This window comes from Pseudomonas ulcerans (assembly GCF_036324125.1).
Classification (GTDB): Bacteria; Pseudomonadota; Gammaproteobacteria; order Pseudomonadales; family Pseudomonadaceae; genus Aquipseudomonas; species Aquipseudomonas ulcerans.
On the sequence record NZ_JAZDQN010000015.1, the window covers coordinates 75,407 to 94,768 of the forward strand.

At 65.0% G+C, this 19,362-nt stretch carries 23 protein-coding genes and 2 tRNA genes; 14 read left to right on the top strand and 11 right to left on the bottom strand.

Translation table 11 applies throughout. The features are described 5' to 3' along the window. Positions 1–2 precede the first annotated feature (2 nt). A complete protein-coding gene (locus V0R59_RS15670) occupies positions 3–1,118 on the top strand; it encodes a carboxylate-amine ligase (protein ID WP_330075169.1) in 1,116 nt (371 codons plus the stop codon). Positions 1,119–1,186: 68 nt separating this feature from the next. Here the strand turns inward: V0R59_RS15670 and V0R59_RS15675 are convergent, their stop codons facing one another. Next, positions 1,187–1,369, bottom strand: a complete 183-nt coding sequence (locus V0R59_RS15675) for a hypothetical protein (protein WP_330075170.1) — start codon at positions 1,367–1,369, stop codon at positions 1,187–1,189. A 99-nt stretch (positions 1,370–1,468) separates the two neighbouring features. Then, positions 1,469–1,822, bottom strand: coding sequence for a hypothetical protein (locus V0R59_RS15680; protein WP_330075171.1), 354 nt, complete (start codon positions 1,820–1,822; stop codon positions 1,469–1,471). A gap of 160 nt (positions 1,823–1,982) precedes the next feature. On the opposite strand from V0R59_RS15680, the gene V0R59_RS15685 reads away from it, so the two are divergent. Next, positions 1,983–2,795: a shikimate 5-dehydrogenase gene (locus tag V0R59_RS15685; protein WP_330075172.1), complete on the top strand. Its 813-nt coding sequence runs from the start codon at positions 1,983–1,985 to the stop codon at positions 2,793–2,795. Between the two features lie 193 nt (positions 2,796–2,988). Here V0R59_RS15685 and V0R59_RS15690 read toward each other — a convergent pair whose 3' ends face one another. Beyond that, the gene (locus tag V0R59_RS15690) at positions 2,989–3,630 is read right to left on the bottom strand and encodes a YceH family protein (RefSeq protein WP_330075173.1); all 642 of its coding nucleotides are present in this window, start codon (positions 3,628–3,630) and stop codon (positions 2,989–2,991) included. Positions 3,631–3,727: 97 nt separating this feature from the next. Further along, positions 3,728–4,936 carry a serine/threonine transporter SstT gene (sstT, locus tag V0R59_RS15695; RefSeq protein WP_330075174.1) on the bottom strand — a complete coding sequence of 403 codons (1,209 nt, stop codon included), beginning with the start codon at positions 4,934–4,936 and terminating at the stop codon, positions 3,728–3,730. A gap of 144 nt (positions 4,937–5,080) precedes the next feature. Here sstT and V0R59_RS15700 point away from each other — a divergent pair, with 144 nt between their 5' ends. After that, a complete protein-coding gene (locus V0R59_RS15700) occupies positions 5,081–6,229 on the top strand; it encodes an MFS transporter (RefSeq protein ID WP_330075175.1) in 1,149 nt (382 codons plus the stop codon). On the opposite strand, the gene nhaR is transcribed toward V0R59_RS15700, so the two are convergent. Beyond that, positions 6,210–7,115: a transcriptional activator NhaR gene (nhaR, locus tag V0R59_RS15705; protein ID WP_330075176.1), complete on the bottom strand. Its 906-nt coding sequence runs from the start codon at positions 7,113–7,115 to the stop codon at positions 6,210–6,212. The genes V0R59_RS15700 and nhaR overlap by 20 nt on opposite strands. A 135-nt stretch (positions 7,116–7,250) precedes the next feature. On the opposite strand from nhaR, the gene V0R59_RS15710 reads away from it, so the two are divergent. Together V0R59_RS15710 and V0R59_RS15715 are read left to right on the top strand one after the other, a co-directional pair. Then, the gene (locus V0R59_RS15710; protein WP_330075177.1) at positions 7,251–7,487 is read left to right on the top strand and encodes a hypothetical protein; all 237 of its coding nucleotides are present in this window, start codon (positions 7,251–7,253) and stop codon (positions 7,485–7,487) included. Positions 7,488–7,525: 38 nt separating this feature from the next. Further along, the gene (locus V0R59_RS15715; RefSeq protein WP_330075178.1) at positions 7,526–8,275 is read left to right on the top strand and encodes a TerC family protein; all 750 of its coding nucleotides are present in this window, start codon (positions 7,526–7,528) and stop codon (positions 8,273–8,275) included. 79 nt (positions 8,276–8,354) lie between these two features. Here the strand turns inward: V0R59_RS15715 and V0R59_RS15720 are convergent, their stop codons facing one another. Next, on the bottom strand, positions 8,355–8,540 hold the full coding sequence (locus tag V0R59_RS15720) for a hypothetical protein (RefSeq protein WP_330075179.1): 186 nt from the start codon (positions 8,538–8,540) through the stop codon (positions 8,355–8,357). Positions 8,541–8,694: 154 nt separating this feature from the next. On the opposite strand from V0R59_RS15720, the gene V0R59_RS15725 reads away from it, so the two are divergent. Next, positions 8,695–9,423: a PA2778 family cysteine peptidase gene (locus V0R59_RS15725; RefSeq protein ID WP_330075180.1), complete on the top strand. Its 729-nt coding sequence runs from the start codon at positions 8,695–8,697 to the stop codon at positions 9,421–9,423. A gap of 15 nt (positions 9,424–9,438) precedes the next feature. On the opposite strand, the gene V0R59_RS15730 is transcribed toward V0R59_RS15725, so the two are convergent. Next, positions 9,439–10,722, bottom strand: a complete 1,284-nt coding sequence (locus tag V0R59_RS15730; RefSeq protein WP_330075181.1) for an NAD(P)/FAD-dependent oxidoreductase — start codon at positions 10,720–10,722, stop codon at positions 9,439–9,441. A 224-nt stretch (positions 10,723–10,946) separates the two neighbouring features. Between V0R59_RS15730 and V0R59_RS15735 the strand changes: the two genes are divergently transcribed. The 4 genes from V0R59_RS15735 (at position 10,947) to V0R59_RS15750 (ending at position 13,394) form a co-directional block, all read left to right on the top strand. Next, positions 10,947–11,023 (top strand) — tRNA-Val (locus tag V0R59_RS15735). 264 nt (positions 11,024–11,287) lie between these two features. Continuing rightward, on the top strand, positions 11,288–11,752 hold the full coding sequence (locus V0R59_RS15740; RefSeq protein ID WP_330075182.1) for an HvfA family oxazolone/thioamide-modified RiPP metallophore: 465 nt from the start codon (positions 11,288–11,290) through the stop codon (positions 11,750–11,752). Between the two features lie 75 nt (positions 11,753–11,827). After that, positions 11,828–12,664, top strand: coding sequence for an HvfB family MNIO-type RiPP peptide maturase (locus tag V0R59_RS15745; protein WP_330075183.1), 837 nt, complete (start codon positions 11,828–11,830; stop codon positions 12,662–12,664). Next, positions 12,657–13,394: an HvfC family RiPP maturation protein gene (locus V0R59_RS15750; RefSeq protein ID WP_330075184.1), complete on the top strand. Its 738-nt coding sequence runs from the start codon at positions 12,657–12,659 to the stop codon at positions 13,392–13,394. The genes V0R59_RS15745 and V0R59_RS15750 overlap by 8 nt, the downstream gene beginning before the upstream one ends. A 31-nt stretch (positions 13,395–13,425) precedes the next feature. Here the strand turns inward: V0R59_RS15750 and V0R59_RS15755 are convergent, their stop codons facing one another. After that, a complete protein-coding gene (locus V0R59_RS15755; RefSeq protein ID WP_330075185.1) occupies positions 13,426–13,923 on the bottom strand; it encodes an HvfX family Cu-binding RiPP maturation protein in 498 nt (165 codons plus the stop codon). 211 nt (positions 13,924–14,134) lie between these two features. Here V0R59_RS15755 and V0R59_RS15760 point away from each other — a divergent pair. After that, positions 14,135–14,211, top strand: a tRNA-Val gene (locus V0R59_RS15760). A gap of 117 nt (positions 14,212–14,328) precedes the next feature. On the opposite strand, the gene V0R59_RS15765 is transcribed toward V0R59_RS15760, so the two are convergent. Next, positions 14,329–14,547 (bottom strand): hypothetical protein, encoded by a 219-nt coding sequence (locus tag V0R59_RS15765; protein ID WP_330075186.1) that lies wholly within the window; start codon positions 14,545–14,547, stop codon positions 14,329–14,331. A 151-nt stretch (positions 14,548–14,698) separates the two neighbouring features. Here V0R59_RS15765 and V0R59_RS15770 point away from each other — a divergent pair, with 151 nt between their 5' ends. Next, positions 14,699–15,253 carry an NADPH-dependent FMN reductase gene (locus V0R59_RS15770; RefSeq protein ID WP_330075187.1) on the top strand — a complete coding sequence of 185 codons (555 nt, stop codon included), beginning with the start codon at positions 14,699–14,701 and terminating at the stop codon, positions 15,251–15,253. A 52-nt stretch (positions 15,254–15,305) separates the two neighbouring features. Here V0R59_RS15770 and phnX read toward each other — a convergent pair whose 3' ends face one another. Then, a complete protein-coding gene (gene phnX / locus V0R59_RS15775; protein ID WP_330075188.1) occupies positions 15,306–16,133 on the bottom strand; it encodes a phosphonoacetaldehyde hydrolase in 828 nt (275 codons plus the stop codon). 31 nt (positions 16,134–16,164) lie between these two features. Further along, positions 16,165–17,271 carry a 2-aminoethylphosphonate--pyruvate transaminase gene (locus V0R59_RS15780; protein ID WP_330075189.1) on the bottom strand — a complete coding sequence of 369 codons (1,107 nt, stop codon included), beginning with the start codon at positions 17,269–17,271 and terminating at the stop codon, positions 16,165–16,167. Between the two features lie 111 nt (positions 17,272–17,382). Here V0R59_RS15780 and V0R59_RS15785 point away from each other — a divergent pair, with 111 nt between their 5' ends. Both V0R59_RS15785 and V0R59_RS15790 read left to right on the top strand, forming a co-directional pair. Next, on the top strand, positions 17,383–18,246 hold the full coding sequence (locus V0R59_RS15785; protein WP_330075190.1) for a LysR substrate-binding domain-containing protein: 864 nt from the start codon (positions 17,383–17,385) through the stop codon (positions 18,244–18,246). Next, positions 18,243–19,307 (top strand): AraC family transcriptional regulator, encoded by a 1,065-nt coding sequence (locus V0R59_RS15790; RefSeq protein ID WP_330075191.1) that lies wholly within the window; start codon positions 18,243–18,245, stop codon positions 19,305–19,307. The genes V0R59_RS15785 and V0R59_RS15790 overlap by 4 nt, the downstream gene beginning before the upstream one ends. Positions 19,308–19,362 lie beyond the last annotated feature (55 nt).

A 19,362-nucleotide genomic window follows, 5' to 3' on the forward strand; every position in this document is an offset into this window, starting at 1 on the left:
CCATGGCGCAAGGGTGCAGCTTCGGGATCGAGGAAGAATACCTGCTGGTGGCGCTGGACAGCGGTCGCCTGCTGGATGCGCCGTCGCCAGCGGTGCTGGCCGAGTGCCGGGAGGTGCTTGGCGAGCATTTTGCCGAGGAGATGTTCCGCTGCCAGATCGAACTGGCGTCGCCGGTGTTCCGCAGCATCGCCCAGGCTCGGGATTTCCTCACCCTGCGCCGCGAGCAGCTGGCGTTGCGCCTGGCGCGCCACGGCGTGGGCCTGCTGAATGCCGGCAGTCACCCGTTCGGCAACTGGCGCACCCAGCGCCCGACCCAGCAGGCGCATTACCGGCAGTTGTTCGAGGACTACCGCCAGGTGGCGCGTCGCAGCGTGGTCTGCGGGTTGCACGTGCATGTCGGCGTGCCGCCCGACATCGACCGGATCGCGGTGGTCAACCGCATTCGCCACTGGCTGCCCTTGCTCCTGCTGCTCAGCACCTCGTCGCCTTTCTGGGAGAGCGAGGACAGCGGCTATTGCAGCTATCGCCGGGTGCTCTGCGGCGAGTGGCCGCGCATGGGGCTGCCGGAACCCCTGGCGGACTGGGCGGCCTACGAGCGCTACCTGGCCTTCCTGCATGACAGCGGCTCGTTGCGCCCGGACAGCGATTGCTGGTGGGCGCTGCGCCCGTCGGCGCGTTTCCCGACCCTGGAGCTGCGCATCAGCGATGCCTGCCCACGGCTGGAGGACGCGTTGTGCATCGCGGCACTGTTCCGCGAGATGGTGACGTGGGCGGTGGCGCAGCCCGGCCCCTGTCCCGCGCCGGACGCAGCGTCGCTGTGGCGCGAGCAGGAAAACTACTGGCGGGCCCTGCGCCTGGGGCGACGCGGGCAATACCTGGACGAGGACGGTGGCTCGCACACCGCGCGGCAGTGGCTGGAGGAAACTGCCAACCGCCTGCAGCCGGCCTCCGACGAAGCGCGCCAGGCCTTCGCCCAGGCCGCCTCGATCCTGCTGTTCGGCACCAGTGCCGATCGCCAGCTGACAGCGTTCGCCCTGGCCCGGCAAAGCGGTGCAAGCCAGCCGCAGGCGCTGCGCCTGGTGCTGGAGCAACTGCTGGAGGAAACCGCCGGGCAATAAAAAGCCCCGCCATGAAGGCGGGGCAAGGGGAGGTGTGCGGAGCAACGCACAAGGGAAAGCGGGTCGAGTCAGGCCTTGAAGGTTTCCTGCGCGATGTCGCGGGCGCGGGCCTCGGCATCCGGCAGCGAAGTGATCGGGCCGCCGATCTTCTCGCCGTCGCGGACCAGGTACCAGCAGGCCAGGAGACCCAGCTCCCTCAGTGCGGGTGGGACTGCGCTGCCGACAACGGACATGATGTTGATCGTGGCCATGTTGATTACTCCAGTTGCTGAACTCATGGCTCGTACCTTAGATGTCGATGCGGGCAGCGAGAAATCAGTGTTCTCAATAGTGGTCATTGATGAAACCAACTACCAGCGCGGAGGCCCGTAGTAGACCGGTGGCGGGCCGTAGTAGCGGCGATAGTGCGGCGGCGGTGCCGGCACATAGCGTTCGACCACGGGGTACGGCTGGTAATAGACCGCCGGGGGCGGTGGCGGCTGGTAGTACACCGGCGCCGGTGGGGGCGGCGGATAGTAGGCCGGGGCCTGTTCGACGACCACCGTACGGTCGCGACCACCGGACACCGCGGCACCCACCACGGCGCCGACTACGGCCGCGCCGATCACCGGACCCGGTCCCCAGCCACCGCCGTGGGCGGAGGCTTGTCCGGACAGGGCCATGGCACCGATCAGCAGGGCGATACCGGGGATATGACGATTCATGTTGACTCCTCGCAGGGCATAACACCGCCCGTAGAACGGGTCGGGGATACCACTATGACCACTATTTCAAAAGGTTTCGCCGGGGGGCTTGGTAAAGGTTTTGTAAGGGCCGATAGGCGGTCGGCATACTGTCGACTTCCGTGGTTTTCAGGAGTCCGTGATGACCCCCAGCAAAGACACCGTCCTGTGCATCTCCCTGGCCGGGCGCCCCGGCACCTTTGGCGTGCGCTTCCACAATCACCTGTACGAGCAGTTGGGGCTGGATTACTACTACAAGGCCATGACCACCCAGGACCTGCCGGCGGCGGTCGGCGGGATCCGCGCCCTCGGCATTCGCGGTTGCGGGGTGTCGATGCCGTACAAGGAGGCCAGTATCGCGCTGGTGGACGAGCTGGATCCGTCGGTGGCGGCCATCGATTCGCTGAATACCATCGTCAACACCGATGGGCACCTGAAGGCCTACAACACCGACTACATCGCGGTGCGCCAGCTGATCGAGCAGCATGACCTGGATCCTCGGCAAACTTTTGCCTTGCGTGGCAGTGGCGGGATGGCCAAGGCGGTGGCCTGCGCGTTTCGCGATGCCGGGTTTGCCCTCGGCACCGTTGTTGCCCGCAACGAAGACGCCGGACGGCAGTTGGCCTCGAACTGTGGCTATGAGTGGCGGGCCTCGCTGGGCGAGTTGCGGCCGTCACTGTTGGTGAACGTCACGCCGATCGGCATGGCCGGTGGCGCCGAGGCGCAGCAGCTGGCGTTCGCCGAGGAGGCGATCGAGGACGCGCAGACAGTGTTCGACGTGGTGGCGATGCCGGCGCGCACGCCCTTGATCGTGGCGGCCGAGGGGCGTGGCAAACAGGTCATCACCGGGTTGGAGGTGATTGCATTGCAGGCGCTGGAGCAGTTCGTGCTGTACACCGGGGTGCGCCCGAGCCGGGAGCAGGTGGAGCGGGCAGTGGCGTTCGCGCGAGGCTGACCTGAAGAACGACGCGAACCCTGTGGGAGCGGGTTTACCCGCGATTACGCAAGTGAATTCACCAATCGCAATCGCGGCGGTCCGGCGTTCCGGTAAACCCGCTCCCACAAGTCCCCGCTAAATCAATGAGTTATGTGGTGTTCTATGAGCGTTGGCTTGTCGTGTGACGAACCCGCTCCTACAAGCGCTTGCGTCAGCTTTCCAGCCTGGCCAGACGCTCTTCCAGCGCCGCGATCCTGGCTTCCAGCGCCTCGATCCGCTCCGCCGACACGCCGCTGGCCACTCGCTCCGGCCCTTGCTGGCGCGCCGCGAGGATCGCTTCGATCTCTTCGGGATCGCCCAGCGCATGGGTATAGCGGTCCTCGCGCTGCCCGGCCTGGCGCGGCAGGTGCAGGGCCAGGTCGCGGGCGATCAGGCGTTCCAGCTGGTGCAACACCTCGTCGGTGTCGCTGAACTCATGCATGCGCTGGCTGCGGGTCAGCAGTTCATTCAGGGTCTGCGGCCCGCGCAGGAACATCAGCCCCATCAGGATCAACTGCGCCGGCACCAGCTCCAGCCCCTTGTCCACCCGCTGTTCCCAGCGGTCGGCACGACTGCCCATCTGCAGGCGCACCAGGCCCTGGCCTTCGAGGTTGCGCAGGCTCTGGCCGATCTGGCCCTGGGTCAGGTTCATCACCGGTTCGCGGCTGGTCTTCTGGTTGCAGGCCAGCATCAGCGCGTTGAGGGTCAGGGGATAGGTTTCCGGGTTGCTCGCCTGTTTCTCGATCAGCGAGCCGAGAATGCGGATTTCGGCAGGGGTGAAACGGACGGCGGAGGTTTCGTGATCGGCGGACATGGCCCTGTCTCGGTACAAGGAAAGGGCCACTAGCCTAGGTGTGCGGCAGGGTAAAACACAAGCGACCAATGGCTTTGCGCCACCGGTCGCGGGGCGATCAGGCGCGGCGTGCCTCGGCTTCGCAGGCCGCGGCGGTGAACAGCACGTCGGTGGAGGAGTTCAGCGCGGTTTCCGCCGAGTCCTGCAGCACGCCGATGATGAAGCCTACCGCCACCACCTGCATGGCGATTTCGCTGGGAATGCCGAACAGGCTGCAGGCCAGCGGGATCAGCAGCAGCGAGCCGCCGGCCACGCCGGAAGCGCCACAGGCACAGACGGCGGCGACCACGCTGAGCAGCACCGCGGTGGGCAGGTCGACGGCGATGCCCAGGGTGTGCACGGCGGCCAGGGTCAGCACGGTGATGGTGATCGCTGCGCCGGCCATGTTGATGGTGGCGCCCAGCGGGATCGACACCGAGTAGGTGTCTTCATGCAGGCCGAGCTTTTCGCTCAGGGCCAGGTTGACCGGGATGTTGGCCGCCGAACTGCGGGTGAAGAACGCGGTGATGCCGCTCTCGCGCAGGCACAGCAGGGTCAGCGGGAACGGATTGCGGCGGATCTTCCACCAGACGATCAGCGGGTTCATCACCAGGGCGACGAACAGCATGCAGCCGATCAGCACCAGCAGCAGGTGCAGGTAGCCGAGCAGGGCGTCGAGGCCGGACTGGGCCAGGGTCGCGGAGACCAGGCCGAAGATGCCCAGCGGTGCAAAGCGGATCACCACGCGCACGATCAGGGTCACGCCGTTGGACAGGTCGTCCAGCACGGTGCGGGTGGTCTCGCCGGCATGGCGCACGGCGATGCCAAGGCCGATGGCCCAGGCCAGGATGCCGATGAAGTTGCCTTCCATCAGGGCCTTGACCGGGTTGTCCACCACGCTCAGCAGCAGGCCCTGCAGCACTTCGCCGATGCCGCCGGGGGCGCTCATCTGTGCGTCGCCGGCGCTCAGTACCAGTTGCGAGGGGAAGAGCATGCTGGCCACCACGGCGACCACCGCCGCGCCGAAGGTGCCGAACAGGTACAGCACGAGGATCGGGCGGATATGGGTTTCCTGGCCGTGCTTGTGGTTGGCGATCGAGGCCATGACCAGGATGAACACCAGGATCGGTGCCACCGCCTTCAATGCGCTGACGAACAGCTTGCCGACGAAGGCCAGGCTCGCCGCGACCTGGGGGGCGACCAGGGCCAGGACGATGCCGGCCACCAGGCCGATCATGATTTGCAGCACCAGGCTGGTGCGGTTGAGCAGTTTCAAAAGGGGCATCATGTGCGGGTTTTCTCGGATTCTTGTACGCGGATGTATGAGGAACGTGAAAAAAGGGCGGGACTTTAGCACAGGGCGGTGGTCATTACCGATGGCACTCGTCGGTGCCGCTGGTACCATGCGCGGCCGTTCCGAGTTGGAGTCTGGATGTTCCTGCCTATCCTGTTGCTGGCCGCGGCCGGCTTCACCGTCCTTACCACCGAATTCCTGATCGTCGGCCTGCTGCCGGGGATTGCCCGCGACCTTGAGGTCAGCGTGCCCCAGGCCGGACTGCTGGTGACCTTCTTCGCCTTCACCGTGGCCTGCTTCGGCCCGTTCCTCACCGCCTGGTGCGCGCGGCTGGAGCGCAAGCGCCTGTTCGTCGGGGTCTTGCTGCTGTTCGCCGCGTCAAACGCCCTGGCGGCGCTGGCACCGAACTATGCGGTGATGGCCGTGGCGCGGCTGGTACCGGCCCTGGGCCTGCCGGTGTTCTGGTCGCTGGCCAGCGAGACGGCGGTGGATATCGTCGGCCCGGCCTATGCCGGGCGAGCCATCAGCAAGATCAGCTTCGGCGTGGTCTGCGCCATGGTCTTCGGCATTCCCCTCGGTACCCTGCTGGGTGATGCCTTCGGCTGGCGCGCGGCCTTCGCCCTGCTGGCCGGGCTGGCGTTGCTCAAGGCGCTGTTGCTCTGGCGCTACCTGCCGCACACGCCGCGGCAGAGCCAGGCGACCTCGTTGCGCAGCCAGTTCGGCCTGCTGCGCGGGCGGCTGTTGCAAGGCCATGTGCTGCTCTCGGTGCTGGTGTTCAGTGGCATGTTCACCGCCTACACCTACCTCGCCGACCTTTTGGAGCGCCTGGCCGGCTTCGACGGCAAGACCGTCGGCTGGTACCTGATGGGCTTCGGCGCGGTCGGCCTGATCGGCAACAGCCTTGGCGGGCGGGCCGTGGATCGCCATCCGCTGCTGGCTTCGGCGGGGTTCTGCGGGTTGCTGGCGGTCGCCTTGCTGATGGTGGTGCCGCTGATCCATTCGCCGCCTGGCCTGGTGCTGGCCCTGGCCTTGTGGGGCTGTACCCAGGCGGCTTTGTTCCTGGTCAGCCACGTGCGGGTGATCAAGGCCGCGCCGACGGCGCCGGCTTTTGGCGCCTCGCTCAACGTCGCCGGCGGCAATCTCGGCATCGGCCTGGGCGCGGTGATCGGTGGGCGAGTGATCGAACACCTCGGCCTTGCCAGCGTCGGTTATGTCGCTGCGCTGCTGATCGTCCTCTCCGTGCTCGTCGCCCTGTGGCTGGGCCGCCTCACGCCAGCGGCCAGTTGAACAGCTCGCGCCGCGCGCCCTCGGTGATGGCGACGATGCCGGGGTGCTTGACCTTGCGCTCCACCGAGATGGCATAGAACGACTCGGTGACCGCATCGGTCTGGCCGACCAGCTCGACGTCGTACTGCCGGCAGATTTCCTCGGCGATCACGCTGGGGGCGATGAAGATGCCGCTGCCGGACTTGCCGAAGGCTTGCATCAGCGCGCTGTCGTCGAACTCGCCGACGATCCGCGGCTGCAACTGCTGCTCGGCGAACCAGCGCAGCAGGCGGTTGCGCACCATGGTTTCCTGGCCGGGAATCAGCAGCGGCGCATGTTGCAGGCAGGCGGGGAAGGGCAGGGGCTGGCGCGCCGCCAGTTGCGGAGTGGCGAGGAAGCTGATGCCGCATTCGCCGAGTTTCTGGCTGTAGCCCTTGATATCCAGGTGGCCGGGCATCGGGCTGTCGGAAATCACCAGGTCCAGGCGCTGGATCGCCAGGTCGGCGAGCAGGCGCTCCAGCTTGTCCTCGCGGCAGCTGATGCGCAGCGGCTCGGCCAGCTCCATGGTCGGTGCGATCAAGCGATAGACGATGGATTTCGGCACCACGTCGGCCACGCCGACGCGGAACAGCACCTGCTGTTCGTTGGGCTGGGCACGCAGCATGGCTTCCAGCTCGCCGCCGATCTGGAACATCTGCTCGGCATAGGACAGCGCCTGGCGCCCGGTCTCGGTGAGTTCCAGCTGGCGCCCGACGCGCTGGAACAGCTCGATGCCGTAGGTCTGTTCCAGCAGGCTGATCTGTCCGCTGATGGTCTGCGGAGTCAGGTTCAGCTGTTCGCAGGCACGGACGATGCTGCCGGTCTTGGCCACGACCCAGAAGTAGTGCATCTGCCGGTAGTTGAGCATGGCGGGTCTCGATTCGGAAAAACCGAAGTATACCCGCTGAAAATACGAATTTTTCTGAAGATTTCAGCTCACTAGAATGCCTCGTCATTGCGGTGCGGTTTTTCCCGGCACCGACGACATTCCAGTGAGGACAACATGCTCGACATCAAATCCATCGGTACGCCCCTGGTCCTGGTACTCGCCCTGTTCGCCATGACCGGCTGCGAGCAGGCCGAGAAATCCGCCCAGCAGGTGCTCAACCAGGCCGCCGAGTCGGCCAAGCAGGCCATCGACAAGACCAACGAAGCGGCCCAGCAGGCGTTGAGCGAAGCCACCGGCTCGCAGAAGGCGGAGAAAGAACAACCCAAGGAAGCTGACGGTCAGAAAATCTGATCTATTTTTTCAATAATCGACAATTCAGGATCTGATTCATGGAATACCTGCTGGAACTCGCTGCAAGCCCGACCGCCTGGGTCGCCCTGGCCACCCTGGTGGCCATGGAGATCGTCCTCGGCATCGACAACCTGATCTTCATCTCGATCCTGACCAACAAGCTGCCCGTGGAATTCCGCTCCAAGGCTCGTCGCATCGGTATCAGCATGGCCCTGGTGATGCGCCTGGCGCTGCTCAGCACCGTGGCCTGGATCGTCCAGCTGACCGAGCCGGTGATCGACATCCTCGGCAAGAGCTTCTCGTGGAAGGACATGATCCTGATCGCCGGTGGCCTGTTCCTGCTGTGGAAAGCCACCAAGGAAATCCATGAAAGCGTGGATCCGCGGGCCAAGGAAGAATCCGCAGCCTCGTCTACCATTACCCTGGGCTTCGCGGCGGCCATTGGCCAGATCCTCTTGCTGGACATCGTCTTCTCGATCGACAGCATCATTACCGCAGTGGGCATGACCGAGCACCTGCCGATCATGATCATCGCCGTGATCAGCGCCGTGATCGTGATGCTGGTGGCCGCCGATCCGCTGGCCAAATTCATCAACGACAACCCGACGGTGGTGATGCTGGCCCTGGGCTTCCTGATCATGATCGGCATGACCCTGATCGCCGAAGGCTTCGGCGCCCATGTACCGAAAGGCTATGTGTATGCGGCGATGGCGTTCTCCACCGCGATCGAAGTGCTGAACATCATGTCCCGTCGTGCTCGCCAGCGTCGCGAGGCGGTCGAGGGCTGACAACGGAATCTGTTGCGTGCAGTAAGTTACGGGGCTTCTGATGGAGCCCCTTTTTTATGCTCGTTATTCTTGACGCGGATCAGTGGGCGCTGGCGGGGCGACGCGGGGCACGGCGATGGACAGGCCCCAGTGGCTTGGCCTGCGGATGCGGGTCCTGGTGGTGCAGGTGATGGCGACGGGCGATGCGCAGTACGCCCCACAACATTGCAGCGGCGACGCTCAGCCAGGCTGCGATCAACATGAAGATGGCCATGGTCAGGCTCATGGTTGCCTCCTTTGTCATTACAGGCGGGACCTGTAGTTCAGACACCCCTTCAGTCTAGATGCTCATTTATTTCAGGGTATTGAACAAAGGTCTGGCGCTCAGACCGCTTTGTTCCAAGCCGGCCACGGGCTATGCCTGCGCCGTCCGTCGGCCTATGATCGCCCCTCAGGGCCGGGCGCTGTCTGCCCGGCGACAGTCCAAGCGAGGACCCATGCCGATCCTTTGTGCAACACCGCGTCGCCTGCTGGCGGCGCTTCTCGTGGCCGCCACCCTCGGCGGCTGCGCCAGCCAGCCTCCCGCCGAACTCAAGCAACTGCCGCAGCGGGTCGAGCTCAGCTCGGTACCGTTCTTCCGCGGCAACGCCCACCAGAGCGCACCGATGGCGTTGGCGGCGATCCTCTCCCAGCAGGGCGTGCGCATCACCCCGGGCATGGTGGAAGAAGCCCTGAAGCTGCCGAAGGACCAGGAACGCCTGCAGCAATCGATGGCGACCGTGGCGCGGCAGTACGGGATGGTGGTGTATCCGCTGGACAGCAGCCTGCCGGCCTTGCTGGCCCAGGTGGCGGCAGGGTATCCGGTGCTGGTGCGTTACCAGGAGGGTTCGGCGTTCTGGAGCGAGCCGCGTTATGCCCTGATGGTCGGCTATGACCGCTACAAGGAACGGGTGCTGCTGCGCGCGGGCAACAATCGGCGGATGCCGATGGACTTCGACTCGTTCGAATCTGCCTGGAAGAAGGAGGGCGCGTGGGCGGTGCTGGTGCAGCAACCCCAGCAGTTGCCGGCCCGGGTGGACCGGCAGCGCTGGCTCAAGGCCGCCAACGACCTGGCCCAGGCGGGCCAGGAGCAGGCCGCGCGGCGGGCCGTCGACGCGATCGGGCGCTGAAGGCGCCCTTGGGGCTTATACGCCCAGACGGTCACGCAGCGAGTAGTACCAGGCGCCGATGGCGCTGAATGGTACGCGGAACATCTGGCCGCCCGGGAACGGGTAGTGCGGCAGTTCGGCGAAGGCGTCGAAGCGCTCGGCCTGGCCGCGCAGGGCCTCGGCCAGGACCTTGCCGGCCAGGTGGGTGTAGGTCACGCCGTGGCCGCTGCAGCCCTGGGAGTAGTAGATGTTGTCGCCGATCCGGCCGACCTGCGGCAGGCGCGACAGGGTCAGGAGGAAGTTGCCGGTCCAGGCGAAGTCGATCTTCACGTCCTTGAGCTGCGGGAAGGCCTTGAGCATCTTCGGACGGATGATCGCCTCGATGTTCGCCGGGTCGCGGGCACCGTAGACCACGCCACCGCCGAAGATCAGGCGCTTGTCGCTGGTCAGGCGGTAGTAGTCGAGCAGGTAGTTGCAGTCTTCGACGCAGTAGTCCTGCGGCAGCAGGGTGCGGGCCAGTTCGTCGCTCAGCGGTTCGGTGGTGATCACCTGGGTGCCGCAGGGCATCGACTTGGCTGCCAGCTCAGGCACCAGGCCGCCGAGGTAGGCGTTGCCGGCGACGATGATGAACTTGGCGCGCACGCGACCGTTCGGGGTGTGCACCACCGGATTGGCACCGCGCTCGATGCGCACGGCCGGCGATTGCTCGTAGATCTTGCCACCCAGGGATTCCACGGCAGCGGCTTCGCCCAGTGCCAGGTTCAGCGGGTGGATGTGGCCGCCGCTCATGTCCAGCATGCCGCCAACATAGTTGTCGCAGGCCACCACTTCGCGGATGCGGTTCTTGTCCATCAGTTCCAGCTGGGTGTGGCCGAAGCGCTCCCACAGGCGTTTCTGCGATTCCAGGTGGCCCATCTGCTTGCTGGTCAGGGCGGCGAACACGCCACCGTCCTTCAGGTCGCACTGGATGTTGTACTTGGCCACGCGCTCGCGGATGATGCGCCCGCCTTCGAAGGCCATCTGGCCCAGCAGCTGTGCCTGGCGCGGGCCGACGGTGCGTTCGATGACATCGATGTCGCGGCTGTAGCTGTTGACGATCTGGCCGCCGTTGCGACCCGAAGCGCCGAAGCCGACCCTGGCCGCTTCCAGCACGGTCACGCTGAAGCCGTTCTCCAGCAGGAACAGGGCGCTGGACAGGCCGGTGTAGCCGGCGCCGATGACGCAGACGTCGGTCTGTACTTCTTCCTGCAGGGCAGGACGCGGTGGCACCGGATTGGCCGAGGCGGCGTAGTACGATTGTGGGTAGGCGATGGTGGCCATACGCGGGGAACCTCTAATCTGTGACTTTGTAGTTGTGTGTTTTGTATTTTTTACGAATGCGTCAATCCTATCAATAATAATAAACACCCGCCAGCCACCCGTTGGAAATCGGACGAAAGCCGTGGGCCGAACCGGGTGTCGGGATAAAAATTTTTATTATTCAGTGATTTAGCTGAAAAATCGGTTGACACGTTTTGTCGTAAGCGTAGAATGCGCCCCACAGCAGGCACATAGCTCAGTTGGTTAGAGCACCACCTTGACATGGTGGGGGTCGTTGGTTCGAGTCCAATTGTGCCTACCAGACATCACCGCTCCTGTTGGTGGTAAACGAAAAGGGCGATCCGAGAGGGTCGCCCTTTTTGCTTTTGTCGTTTCCGCGCGGCGGGCAGCGGGGCGCAATGTATCCCTCTGTATCCAGCCACGCGCTTCCCGGTCTTCGCTTACAAACCCTTCTCCTTGCGGATACGTGGCAGATACATGCGGCGGGTCCAATGAGCCTGCCTGAGCGAAGCGGCCAGTACGCCGACTTCCCTGGCACCCTCATGTCGAAACCCGGAGAAGCACCATGTCCCGTATCCAGTTCCCCAGCAAGACCCGTCTCGGCCTGCTCAGCATCGCCCTGGTCGGAGGTATCAACATGACGTCCGCAGCCTTTGCAGTGGAAGCCCTGCCGCAAGGCTACCAGCTCGCCGCGGCGGAAAAGGCCGGGGAGGGCAAGTGTGGCGAGGGCAAGTGCGGTAGCGGTGGTGCCCAGGCCAAGGCCACCCAGGCCGAAGGCAAGTGCGGTGAAGGCAAGTGCGGCGACGCGTCCTTCGCCCGCACCGACACCGACCATGATGGCCGAGTTTCCAAGGCCGAACTGCTGGCGGTAGCGCCCAAGGCCACTGCCGAGTTCGAGGCCATCGACGCCAACCACGACGGTTTCCTTTCCGAGGGCGAGGTCTATCAGTTCCGCAAGGGCCAGTTCGACGCCAACGGCAAGCCGTTCCCTGCCGACCTGTACGGCAAGCTGAGCAAGGCCGGCAACTGAGCCCGATTGCCGACACGAAACCTGAATGCGCGAGCTTGTCGGGTTTCGTGACGGCCTCCCAAGTAGAGAGCTGCCATGAATCCTTCATCGACCTTGCAGGGAGCGGGGCTCGGCCTGCGTCGCTCGTTGCTGCCCGAATTGCTGGCCATGGAGGCCGGCGCGGTGGATTTTCTCGAATGCGCACCGGACAACTGGATCGGTGTCGGCGGTGCCTTTGGCGACGACCTGGCCCGCCTGGCCGAGCGCCATCCGCTGGCCTGCCACGGTCTGTCGCTGTCTCTCGGCGGCCCCGCGCCGCTGGATCACCAATTCCTGCGGCGCATCCGCCATTTTCTCGACCGCCACCAGGTGCCGCTGTTCAGCGAGCACCTGAGCTACTGCTCCGACGACGGTCACCTCTACGACCTGATTCCCATGCCTTTCACCGAAGAGGCCGTGCGCCATGTCGCGAGGCGCATCCGCGAGGTGCAGGATGCCCTGGGCCGGCGCATTGCCGTGGAAAACATCTCCTACTACGCCGCGCCCTACCAGGCGATGAGCGAGATCGATTTCCTCCTGGCGGTGCTCGATGAGGCAGATTGCGACCTGCTGCTGGACGTCAACAATCTGGTGGTGAACGCCTGCAACCACGGCTATGACGCGGCGACCTTCCTTGCCCGTGTACCGGTCGGCCGTGTGGCCTGCCTGCATGTGGCCGGACATTACGACGAGGCGCCGGACCTGAAGATCGATACCCACGGTGCCCCGGTGGTGGATGACGTCTGGCGCCTGCTGGCCGAGGTCTATCGGTGGATGGGTCCGATACCGACCTTGCTGGAGCGCGACTTCAATTTTCCGCCGCTCGCCGAGTTGCTCGGCGAAGTGGCGCATATTCGTCAGATGCAGACCGCCTTGGAGGTACGTCATGGATGAGGCCCTGCGTGAACAACAATTGCGCATGACCCGTTTTATCCGAGATCCCCAGTCCAACCCGCCGCCGCCCGGTATCGAGGCACGACGCCTGGCGGTGTACCGGCAACTGTTCCTCGGCAATGTGCAAGGGCTGCTGGCCGGGAGCTTCCCGGTGCTGCGCGCCACCCTGGCGGATAAGCCCTGGCAGGCGCTGGTGGAAGATTTCTATGCCCGCCATCGCTGCCGCACGCCACTGTTCACCGAAGTGGCGGGGGAGTGGGTCGACTATCTGGAGAAACGCGAGGACCTGCCCGGCTGGATGGCCGAGCTGGCCCACTACGAGTGGATCGAGACGGTGTTGCTGCTCAGCGACAGCGCGGATCCGGCGCATGACCCGGAGGGCGATCTGCTGGACGGCGTGCCGCTGCTGTCCAGCCTCGCCATGCCGCTGGCGTACGCCTGGCCGGTCAGTCATCTAGGGCCCGGCCAAGTGCCGACAGAGGCGCCGACCGAGCCCACGTTGCTGCTGGCGCGGCGCGGGGCGGATCAGAAGGTGCATTTTTCGCGGCTTGCGCCGCTGGCCTACCTGCTGCTGATGTCGTTGCGCGAGCAGCACATCAGCGGGCGGGCACATCTGCAAGCGCTGGCTGAACGGACGGGGCTGAAGTCTGCTGTCCTGGAGCGCGAAGGAATTGCATTGCTGTACGACCTGAAGGTGCAAGGCGTGGTACCTGGCACCTGTCTCTATTGATGTTCCGGGGCCGCAGAACGGCCCCAACTCTTTAACCGACCTTGCGCAACAGCGCATCCACACTGAGCTTCCCGGCACCCTTCAGCATCAGCGGGACCAGCGCCACCAGGTAGATCAAGGGCAGCTTGTAGTTGCCAAATCCATGATCAGTGATCGAATAGCCCTGGGCCAGCTCGCCCAGGGTCGACCATTGTGCCGGCCAGTGGACCGCGGCGATGGCGACGATGGTCAGCACTACCAGGGCGACAGAGGCCAGGCGGGTGCCAAGCCCCAGCAACAGCAGCAGCGGCGCGATCAGTTCGGCCCACATCGATACCTGCCAGTCGAAGCCGGCGGAAAAGTGGTCGAAGGGGAACGGGAAGTTGGCGTGGATCTGTTCGAACCAGTTGTCGCCGTGCCATTTCTCCAGCCCGGACTCGAAGAACTCCCAGGCCAGGAACAGCCGCAGGGGGATGTCCCAGCTCCAGGGGGCGAGGCGGTCGAGTCGTTGGCGGGCGGTGTCGAGGGGATTCAGGGCAAGCAGGTTCATGGTGACCTCATGGGCAAGGTTGTCAGTCGACGGGCGGGCGGGTGCCGCCGATGCCATGGTCTCCACCACGGGTATCCGGGATATGTCTGGAAGTGACTGTCGTGTATCACTCTGTACGGCTGGTTTTTGAAGTCGCTGATTTTTTTGCAGATTTTTCTGCAAGAAGGGTGTTGACAGCCACAGCCAGATGCGTAGAATGCCGCCCCACAGCAGGCACATAGCTCAGTTGGTTAGAGCACCACCTTGACATGGTGGGGGTCGTTGGTTCGAGTCCAATTGTGCCTACCAAACATATCCGCTCCTGTTGGCGGTACACGAAAAAGGCGATCCGCGAGGATCGCCTTTTTCGTTTGCGCGTGCGGAAATGCCCGACGGCCCGGCACGGCGGGCCGTCGTCGATCCGCATCACGGAATGCGGATGATCTCCACGCCGCTCTGCACCAGTTCGAAACGATCTTCGCCCAGATGATTGACCCGGTCGCCGATCGCCAGGCGGTACGTGGTGACCGGTAACGAGGCGGCGCTTCCATCGGCCTGCAAGGTGGCTTCCTGAAACTCATGTACGGGATAGACGCGTCCCTCGGCGTCCCGCGCATGAAATTGCCCGACCAGTACTGCTGTCATTTTCGTTCAACGCCTCAAGAAAAGATTAACTCCGTGGTCCATAGACCGTGGCGTCTGGGGGGAGTTTTACCAGCCCTGGAAAAAAACCTCACGTCGCCGACCCATCATCTATAACTACCAATTCCCAATATTCGTACAGGTGGAAGTGGTCATGAGCCAGGTCTATACGGTCGCGGTGCTGGTTGGCAGTCTGCGCAAGGCGTCCCTCAATCGCAAGGTCGCCCAGGCGCTCGGCGAATTGGCACCGTCGAACCTCAAGTTGAAGATCGTCGAGATCGGTGACCTGCCGCTCTACAACGAAGACATCGATGTCGATCCGCCGGCGGCCTACAAGCACTTCCGCGAGGAGATCAAGGGGACCCAGGGGCTGTTGTTCGTCACCCCCGAGTACAACCGCTCGGTGCCGGGTGCACTGAAGAATGCCATCGACGTGGGCTCGCGGCCGTATGGCCAGAGTGTGTTCAGCGGCAAGCCGGGGGCGGTGATCAGCGTGTCGCCGGGGGCGGTGGGCGGGTTTGGCGCCAACCATCATCTGCGCCAGTCGCTGGTGTTCCTCGACGTGCCGTGCCTGCAGCAGCCGGAGGCTTACGTGGGCGGGGCGGCGACCTTGTTCGACGAGCAGGGCAAGCTGTCGGAGAAGGCGCGGCCGTTCTTGCAGGGGTTCATCGATGCCTTTGCCAAGTGGGTGGCGCGGCACCAGGGATAAGCCAGGTCCCCGTGGGTGATGGCAGGCCAGCGCCCACGGGGATGGAGCAGACCTACACCGACTGCGGCATCTCACCTGCCGCCAGGCGCCGGTTGATATCGGCGATCACCTGCGGCAGCTCGTTGATCGTGTCGATCAGGTAGTGCGGCCGCGAACCTTCGAACAGTGCATGGATGCGCTTGCGTTCGCTGACCAGGGTCTCGGCGTCCAGCGCCCGGTAGCCTTCGTAGGTCAGGCCCAGGGCATTGCCCGAGCAGACCAGCGCCACCGTCCACATCCCCGCGCGACGACCCTCCAGGATGCCCGGCACGGTATCGTCCACCTTCACGCACGCCGCCACATCGTCGATGCCCAGCGCGATCACGTTGGCCAGGGCCTGGGCCGGCCATGGGCGGCCGTTCGGGGTTTCGTCGGTGGCAACAACGTGGTCGGCGACGTAGCCGTTCTTCTCGGCCAGTTCCACCACCTTGTCCATCACCACTTTCGGGTAGCCGGAGCACGAGCCGATCTTCAGGCCGTCGCCGCGCAGGCGGGTGATGGTGTCCAGGGCGCCGGGAATCAGCGCCGAGTGGGTGGCGATCTTCTCGATCTGCAGCGGCATGAAGCGTTGGTAGATGGCGGTGACGTCGTCGTCGCTCGGCGCGCGGCCGAACACCTTGCGGTAGCGCTCGGCGATCTGCGGCTGGTCGCACAGGGTGCGGATATGGTCCCACTTGCCCATGCCCATGGGGCCCCGGGCCTCGTCGATGGAAACCTCGACGTCGAACTCGGCGAAGGCCTCGACGAAGATCTGCGTCGGCGCGAAGGAGCCGAAGTCGACCACGGTGCCAGCCCAGTCAAGAATCGCGGCTTGCAGTTGTTTCGGGTTGCTGTAGTTCATTGGAAAAGTCCTTGGCGAATTCGATCGGGCTTCAGATGTCGTTGACGTTCATTTCGCGCAGTACCTGCGCCACCGCGTCCACCGCGGCGCGCATGCCGTCCGGGTTGACGCAGCCGATGCAGCCGACGCGGAAGGTTTCCACCTCGGTCAGCTTGCCCGGGTAGAGGATGTAGCCCTTGGCCTTGACCCGCTCGTAGAAGTCCTTGAACTGGTAGCGGCTGTCTCGCGGGGCATGGAAGGTGACGATGATCGGCGCCTGGATCTGCGCCGGCAGGAAGCTACGGAAACCGAGATCGGCCATGGCCTCCAGCAGCGCCGTGCAGTTGTCGGCGTAGCGCTGGTGACGGGCGGCCAGGCCGCCTTCCTCGTTGTATTGCAGCAAGGCTTCGTGCAGTGCGGCCACCACATGGGTCGGCGGGGTGAAGCGCCATTGTCCGGTCTTCTTCATGTAGGCGTGCTGGTCGTGCAGGTCCATGGCCAGCGAGTGGCTGTTGCCTTTGGCAGCGGCCAGCGCGTTGTTCTCGGCAAAGACGAAGCCCATGCCCGGCACGCCTTCCAGGCATTTGCCGGAAGCCGCGATCAGCGCGGTGAAGGGCACCTGGGCGGCATCGATCGGCAGGGCGCCGAAGGAGCTCATGGCGTCGATGATCAGGTGCTTGCCATGGCTGGCGATCACCTGGGCGATCTCTGCCAGCGGGTTGAGGATGCCGGTGCTGGTTTCGCAGTGGATCAGGGCGACATGGCTGATGGCCGGGTCGGCGTGCAGCAGTTCGTCGACCGCAGCGGCAGTGGTCGGCTCGTCCTCGGCGGTCTGGAAGGTGCTGAAGGCGCGGCCCAGGACCTTGCAGATCTTCGCCAGGCGCTGGCCATAGGCACCGTTGATCAGCACCAGGACCTTGCCGTCCCGCGGTACCAGGGTGCCGATCGCCGCTTCCACGGCGAAGGTGCCGCTGCCTTGCAGGGGCACGCACTGGTGGCTGGCGTGGCCGTTGATGATACCCAGCAGTTGCTCGCACAGGCTCGCGGTCAGCTGGTTGAAGTCGCGGTCCCAGGAACCCCAGTCGGTCAGCATCGCGTTGCGGGTGCGTGCCGAGGTGGTCAGCGGGCCTGGGGTCAGCAGGAGCGGGGCATTACTCATCGCGGTATTCCTCACGGCGGTTGGCAGAATCCATGGGCGCTAAGTTGCAATTCCGTGAGCCATCAATCAAATTGTTTGTCGTTATGCCAGCCATAAGTCAGGCCGATAGATATGAACCTGTTCCAGCTCCGTGCCTTCGATGCCGTTGCCCGCGAAGGCAGCTTCACCCGCGCCGCCGCGCGGCTGTTCATCAGCCAGCCGGCGGTGACCGGCCATGTCAAGGCGCTGGAGGAGCACTACCAGATCACCTTGTTGCGGCGTACCGCCCGTCGGGTCGAGCTGACCGAGGAGGGCACGCGCCTGGCGGCGATCACCCGGGCCTTGTTCAGCCTGGCCGAAGAGGCCCAGGCCATGCTGGAAGCCAACCGGCAGTTGCTTACCGGCCGCCTGGAGGTTGCCGCCGACGGCCCGCACCGGGTCATGCCGATGCTGGCGCAGTTGCGCGAGCGTTATCCGGGGATCACCGTCAACCTGCGCCTGGGCAACGCCCAGGAAACTCTCGCGGCGCTGCTTTCCGAGCACGCCGACGTGGCGGTGCTGACCGAGGTCGAACCGCGCAAGGGCCTGTACCTGCAAGCCCTGGAGCCCTCGCGGATCTGTGCCCTGCTGCCGGTGGCCCATCCTTGGGCGGATCGCAGTGGCGAGCTGGCGCTGGCCGAGCTGGACAAGCAGATCATGGTCCTGCGCGAGCCCTCGTCGATCACCCGGCGCACCTTCGACCAGGCTTGCGAAAGTGCCGGCGTGCAGCCGCGAGTGGTGCTGGAGCTGGACAGCCGCGAGGCGGTGACCGAGGCGGTGGCGGCGCAACTGGGCATCGGCATCGTCTCCTCGGCGGAACTGGGCCATGACCCGCGGGTGGTGGCACGGCCCATCAGTGGCGCCGTACTGGTCAACCAGCACATGCTGGGCTGCCTGGAACGGCGGCGCGAACTGCGCCTGATCCAGGCGTTCCTCGGTCTGGCGCCACAGCCATGACGCCGCCTAAGATGCCGGGCAGCGAACTCCGGGACGACACTGCGTTGAACACCACGAAGGACACCATCTCCATGCAACTGGTGCGCGAGGCGCTGTTGCAGAGTTGCCCGCCGGGCGCGGCCACCGCCGAAGTGCTGGGGCGCGTCGGCATCGACCCGGCGCGCCTGGAGCAGCCCGACGCCCGGGTTCCGGCCAGCGCCTACGCGCGGCTCTGGCGACTGTTGGCGCGACGGTGCAACGACGAATTCTTCTGCATGGACCCCCGCGGCCTGCGCAGCGGCAGCCTGGCCTTCCTCTGCCGCTCGTCCATGGCCCAGCCCACGGTCGGCGCGGCGCTGGCCTCGGCGCTGGAGTTCCTGGGCCTTACGTTCGAGCACCTGCAACCGGTGCTGGTACGCCAGCAAGGTCTGGCCGAGATCGTCATCGGCGAGCCGCACCAGGACCCGCGCCGGCCCTTTACCTACTTCACCTTCTGGATGATCGTCCATGGCGTGGCCTGCTGGCTGGCCGGTCGACGTATTCCGATCCTGGCCATCGAGTTGCGTTGCTCCGAGCCGGATTTCTGCGACGACTACCGGGTGATGTTCTCGCAGAACCTGCGCTTCGCCCGGCCACGCACGCGGATGATCTTCGCCGCCGACTGCCTCGACCTGCCAGTGCGGCGCAGCGCCGAGGAGCTGCAGCGTTTCCTCGCCCAGGCGCCAGGCAACATCCTGGTCAAGTACCGCGACCCGGACAGCCTGGCCCGGCGCATCAAGGATGACCTGCGCCGCCAGCCCGCCGCCCAGTGGCCGGAAACCGAGGCCCTGGCCCAGCGCCTGTGCATCTCCGCCTCGACCCTGCGTCGTCGTCTTGCCGAGGAAGGCCAGACCTACCAGGCGCTGAAGGACAGCGTGCGCAAGGAACTGGCGATCGGCTGGCTGGCCCAGCCTGACCTCAGCTTCGCCGAGATCGCCGAACGCCTCGGCTTCGCTGATGCCAGTTCGTTCCACAAGGCGTTTCGCAAGTGGTCCGGGAGCAATCCCGGGCACTACCGCAGCCTGGTCCTGGCCAATGCCTGAAGTCCTGGCAGGAAGCGTTGACGTGGGCGGCGCGCTTTCCTGCTGATCGCCGCAG

Excerpts from the sequence above, each read along its gene's own strand:
- V0R59_RS15670 (WP_330075169.1), top strand. The coding sequence starts at position 3 with ATGGCGCAAGGGTGCAGCTTCGGGATCGAGGAAGAATACCTGCTGGTG.
- V0R59_RS15675 (WP_330075170.1), bottom strand. The coding sequence starts at position 1,369 with ATGGCCACGATCAACATCATGTCCGTTGTCGGCAGCGCAGTCCCACCC.
- V0R59_RS15680 (WP_330075171.1), bottom strand. The coding sequence starts at position 1,822 with ATGAATCGTCATATCCCCGGTATCGCCCTGCTGATCGGTGCCATGGCC.
- V0R59_RS15685 (WP_330075172.1), top strand. The coding sequence starts at position 1,983 with ATGACCCCCAGCAAAGACACCGTCCTGTGCATCTCCCTGGCCGGGCGC.
- V0R59_RS15690 (WP_330075173.1), bottom strand. The coding sequence starts at position 3,630 with ATGTCCGCCGATCACGAAACCTCCGCCGTCCGTTTCACCCCTGCCGAA.
- sstT (WP_330075174.1), bottom strand. The coding sequence starts at position 4,936 with ATGATGCCCCTTTTGAAACTGCTCAACCGCACCAGCCTGGTGCTGCAA.
- V0R59_RS15700 (WP_330075175.1), top strand. The coding sequence starts at position 5,081 with ATGTTCCTGCCTATCCTGTTGCTGGCCGCGGCCGGCTTCACCGTCCTT.
- nhaR (WP_330075176.1), bottom strand. The coding sequence starts at position 7,115 with ATGCTCAACTACCGGCAGATGCACTACTTCTGGGTCGTGGCCAAGACC.
- V0R59_RS15710 (WP_330075177.1), top strand. The coding sequence starts at position 7,251 with ATGCTCGACATCAAATCCATCGGTACGCCCCTGGTCCTGGTACTCGCC.
- V0R59_RS15715 (WP_330075178.1), top strand. The coding sequence starts at position 7,526 with ATGGAATACCTGCTGGAACTCGCTGCAAGCCCGACCGCCTGGGTCGCC.
- V0R59_RS15720 (WP_330075179.1), bottom strand. The coding sequence starts at position 8,540 with ATGAGCCTGACCATGGCCATCTTCATGTTGATCGCAGCCTGGCTGAGC.
- V0R59_RS15725 (WP_330075180.1), top strand. The coding sequence starts at position 8,695 with ATGATCGCCCCTCAGGGCCGGGCGCTGTCTGCCCGGCGACAGTCCAAG.
- V0R59_RS15730 (WP_330075181.1), bottom strand. The coding sequence starts at position 10,722 with ATGGCCACCATCGCCTACCCACAATCGTACTACGCCGCCTCGGCCAAT.
- V0R59_RS15740 (WP_330075182.1), top strand. The coding sequence starts at position 11,288 with ATGTCCCGTATCCAGTTCCCCAGCAAGACCCGTCTCGGCCTGCTCAGC.
- V0R59_RS15745 (WP_330075183.1), top strand. The coding sequence starts at position 11,828 with ATGAATCCTTCATCGACCTTGCAGGGAGCGGGGCTCGGCCTGCGTCGC.
- V0R59_RS15750 (WP_330075184.1), top strand. The coding sequence starts at position 12,657 with ATGGATGAGGCCCTGCGTGAACAACAATTGCGCATGACCCGTTTTATC.
- V0R59_RS15755 (WP_330075185.1), bottom strand. The coding sequence starts at position 13,923 with ATGAACCTGCTTGCCCTGAATCCCCTCGACACCGCCCGCCAACGACTC.
- V0R59_RS15765 (WP_330075186.1), bottom strand. The coding sequence starts at position 14,547 with ATGACAGCAGTACTGGTCGGGCAATTTCATGCGCGGGACGCCGAGGGA.
- V0R59_RS15770 (WP_330075187.1), top strand. The coding sequence starts at position 14,699 with ATGAGCCAGGTCTATACGGTCGCGGTGCTGGTTGGCAGTCTGCGCAAG.
- phnX (WP_330075188.1), bottom strand. The coding sequence starts at position 16,133 with ATGAACTACAGCAACCCGAAACAACTGCAAGCCGCGATTCTTGACTGG.
- V0R59_RS15780 (WP_330075189.1), bottom strand. The coding sequence starts at position 17,271 with ATGAGTAATGCCCCGCTCCTGCTGACCCCAGGCCCGCTGACCACCTCG.
- V0R59_RS15785 (WP_330075190.1), top strand. The coding sequence starts at position 17,383 with ATGAACCTGTTCCAGCTCCGTGCCTTCGATGCCGTTGCCCGCGAAGGC.
- V0R59_RS15790 (WP_330075191.1), top strand. The coding sequence starts at position 18,243 with ATGACGCCGCCTAAGATGCCGGGCAGCGAACTCCGGGACGACACTGCG.